This window comes from Robiginitalea sp., assembly GCF_049588695.1.
Taxonomy (GTDB): domain Bacteria; phylum Bacteroidota; class Bacteroidia; order Flavobacteriales; family Flavobacteriaceae; genus Robiginitalea.
In genome coordinates this window covers 1-3,870 of record NZ_JBAVZJ010000107.1, presented here as the reverse complement: position 1 = coordinate 3,870, position 3,870 = coordinate 1, and the positions used below count along the sequence as shown (strand labels likewise).

Below are 3,870 nucleotides of genomic sequence, written 5' to 3'. Positions count from 1 at the left end.
CTATGAAGGGTATTTATTCAACAATGAAACTATAGCCGAAGTAGCTTACGACATGATCCTGGCAGAACAGCGGAGGCACCTGCACAAGGAAAGTGCGGAATGGTACGAAAAGAATTTTAAAGACTATTTGCAACCCTTCTATTTACGGCTGATGTATCATTGGAATGCCGCCGGAAAAGTAGGCAAAGCCATTCACTATTGCCGATTGGAATCGATGCGCCTTTTCCAGCAGGGCTTTGTTCAGCAAGCGTTAGAAGTAGGTTTACAAGGTGCTGAATTATTGGATTATGAAGTGCCCCGCGAAGCAGATGTTATAGGAGCCCGTATTGGGGACCACATGGCTCAAATCGGCGCCCTGATGAACGGAAGGTCCATCGAGGGCCTAAAGGACCTTAAGCCACTTGAAAATGAGGAGACAGAAGTGCTTATTGACCTCTTCCTCTATCTGTGTCCGCTGGCCCATCAGTGCCATCAGGCCGAACTTTTTGCGATGCTCCCGGTAATCTGCCTGCAACGCACCCTGGAAGAGGGCAGCGGCCCTTCTGCAGCAGAGGTCTACTCAATGTATTCTATTATTCATAAAGCGCTTACGGGCGATCATCACGGCGCTTTTCAATGGAGCAATCTGGCTCTGGAGATCGACGCTAAAAACAACAATACCAGGCAGGCCAGGGTTAGTTTTATTCATTGTTGGTTTATTGCGCATTGGTTTGTCCCTTTCCGCGAACTCATTCCCATGGCAGACAGAGGTGCAGATGCCGGCTTCCGGTTAAATGATATCCTGTATGCCTGTTTCAACCTTTCGCTTTCCCTGGTTCTTAAATGTGTTTCAGGCCACAGCCTGGAAGAAGTTGTGGCTGCAGCTGAAGCCAACCTTCTCAGAAACAATAAACTCGTCCGCAATGCGAGGTTCCACCTGATTCATGAAAAACAGGTAGCCCTGGCTTTTCAGGGAAAAACAGAGGACTACCTCTCCCTGAGCGATTCGGAAGTAGATGAAGCCACAGATCTGGCCAGTATACTCGACACGGATATGTATAACCAGGTGGCGTATTATCAAATTTCCAAGTTAAAATTAAACACCCACTACCATCAGTGGAAAGAGGCAATAAACTGGGCAGAGAGTGCAGCACCTTTATTACAGGCTTTCGCCAATCAACCCGGTCATGTCGAGTTTGAGCAGTATTATACCATAGCTGCCCTATATCTATCCCAGGAGGGGGATCTGCCTCAGGGGGAACAGTTGTCTGCACTTGCGGACACCAAAATAGAAATGATAGAAACCTGGGCAACTCAGTGCGAGGTGAACTTCCTACATAAATACCTCCTGGTAAAGGCCATACACACCGGCCTCACCGGCGAAATAGAAGTAGCTGATAAATTGTTTGAGCAAGCTGCTACACAAGCCCTCAAATCAGGGTTTTTACAGGATGCAGGCCTCGCTTACGAGCACAAGGCCGTGATAAGCCACAGAAATAACCGGGATCACAAAGGGGCAATAGACAAGGCCATAGGTTGCTATCATAAATGGGGCGCCGGGGCGAAAGTCACCTTCCTTACCGACACCTATTTATAGGGCGATTGTTCCGCCTTTAATTTCTTTTGAGCAGCATGGCGTTGGCGTGCATATCCGGCCCAAGCGCCAGCATCAACAGGTAGTCCTTGTCAATTTTTCCGTTTTCCTCTATCCAGGCCAGGTTAAGGGCATGCGTGGCTACGGTAACATTGGCAAACTTTTCAATCGTAGAGACGATCTGGGCAGGCGGCGGATGTAAATTGGCACACCAATGCTTTATGAGCTTCTCGGAAGTCTGATGAGGCATAAATGTAACATCTTCTGCCGTGAGGTTGTTCTTCTTAAGCAAGTCCAGCACCGGAGTGAGTGCCTCATCGGCTCCAAAAGCTATAAAGCCTTTTAGTCCTTCCTCGGTGATTTGGAAGAAATTGGGAGTGGTCAGGCTTCCGTAAAAACTCCTGCCTGGTGGAATTACCCCAGGGCCATTTTCTTCGAAGGTGTATTTGAGCCCGGCCGTGAACATACTTCCATAATAGGAAGAATTCGTTACGGTGCATTGGTCAAAAACGCTCCATTGAGAAGGATCGTCACTCATTGAAACAATTGCTGCCCCAGCCCCATCCGCCGCACTCACCGACTGAGGGGTGTGGTAGTCCACATTCCGGGACCAGTTTCCACCGATACAAATAAGGACGTTTCTGGCCCTGCCAGAACGTATCAGGGCATCGGCCATAAGCAATGAAGAGGCGTAATTGGAATAGTCATCTCCTACGGGGATGACCCAGGCGTGTTTGTGCAAGCCCAGGCGTTTATGCACCTCAGAGAGTACATTGGGTTGCACATATTCGCTGATAGAACCGCAGCCCAGAACAATATCGATATCCCCGGGCTTTTTACCCGCATTTTTAAGCGCCATGATAGCAGCGGGGTACATGATGTCGATAAGCCCCTCTCCTTCACTCAGGATATGCCTTTTATCATAGCCGGTAAACGAATTTTCAATGTTTTCCACATTTTCCCTTAACCATTTGAATATGGGGTCGTCATTCAATCGAATTTTGGCCGGGACGTGCCAGCCGGTGCCTGTTATCCGTGGGAGTTTATTTTTCATCTTTAAGCCATTTGGGTTCGGGAATACCGAATTTTCGCAATACTAATTCAGCCGTCTGAAAGGCCCCTTCTACCCAGGTTTGGTTGGTGGAATACGCTTCCCCACAAATGTAGCATGGGAAACCTTTGACGGGTTGTATGATATTTTCTAACACCTGGCTGGAATCATAACCGGGATTCCAGAAATGTACCGCCCCTCCGTAGGGATCATCCCCCCAGTCCATAAAGGCAGCTTCCAGGGGTTCAGGAGCATCGGGAATATTGTGCATTTCTTTGAGCTGCCTGTGCATTTCCATAACCATGGCGTGAGGGGCTTTCCGGCCCTCCCAATTGGTTCGCAGGCGATCCGTCCATCGGTATTTCTTTTCATCTTTTGAAGAGCCGGGCATTTTCTTTCGGTCGAAAAACATATTTGGGGCAGCAGCCTGGGTATCTCCCGGGCCGAGTGGAATATGGCGTAATCCTCCCCAGAAATCAGAATTTTGCCCGTCGTTGTAAACCATAACAATGGCATTTGTGTTCTTTTTACCATCCTCTTTACCCCAATAATAACACTGGCGTATAGGGTTATCCGTTAAAGCGCGCCCTACGACTTCCGGATTCTCATTTCCCTCTGTTTTGTAAGCCTTCTCCCACCAGGGCTCCTCGTAGGCGATAAACATTTTATAGAGGTGAATGGGTTCTACAGCGTTGAGCAGAAATTGCACATGAGGGGCCCTTACGGGGTCCAGGACAGGCCCGGAGGCCTCCAGCAACCGAAGGCTGCGCTGGGGCATGGCCAGTACTATTTCCCGGGCAGTACATTTCTTTTCTTCCGATTTATCAGGACCGGTTTTTACTTCGAAATCCAAACGGACTCCTAAACTCCCGTCAGACAAGGCGATTTCTTCGAATCGTTCGAGTCGATGGTTTAAAAGAACCTCCCCGTTATTTTTCTCAAATTGATCCTGCATCTGCCAGAACATAGAATCAAAGCCTTCATCGAGCAGGGTATACGTAACTCCGGGCACGAAATCGTATAATTCACAAATCGTATCCACGGAATTGGTGTTGAAGCCCAAACAATCATACCCTACAGTGGTCACGGCTATTTTGTAGGCCTCGTGGCTGAGGACGGGGGCGATAAGGTTCCAAAAGCCGATCTTATACAGGGGGATGCCCTCTGGGTTCAGCCCCAGTGGGTTTTTCATCCAGGCCTCTTTCAGCCACTCCCGGAGCGTCTGGCCTTTATAACCGTCTTCATG

The 3,870-nt window shown here is 48.8% G+C and carries 3 protein-coding genes; 1 reads left to right on the top strand and 2 read right to left on the bottom strand.

Annotation, left to right across the window (positions count from 1 at the left end):
- The coding region (locus WBV75_RS02330; protein WP_424119047.1) for a hypothetical protein at positions 1–1,576 on the top strand (1,576 nt) is incomplete at its 5' end.
- A 16-nt stretch (positions 1,577–1,592) separates the two neighbouring features.
- Here WBV75_RS02330 and WBV75_RS02325 read toward each other — a convergent pair.
- Positions 1,593–2,627, bottom strand: coding sequence for a 3-oxoacyl-ACP synthase III family protein (locus tag WBV75_RS02325; protein ID WP_424119046.1), 1,035 nt, complete (start codon positions 2,625–2,627; stop codon positions 1,593–1,595).
- A partial coding sequence (locus tag WBV75_RS02320; RefSeq protein ID WP_424119045.1) for a flavin monoamine oxidase family protein occupies positions 2,617–3,870 on the bottom strand: 1,254 nt, incomplete at its 5' end. The genes WBV75_RS02325 and WBV75_RS02320, both read right to left, overlap by 11 nt.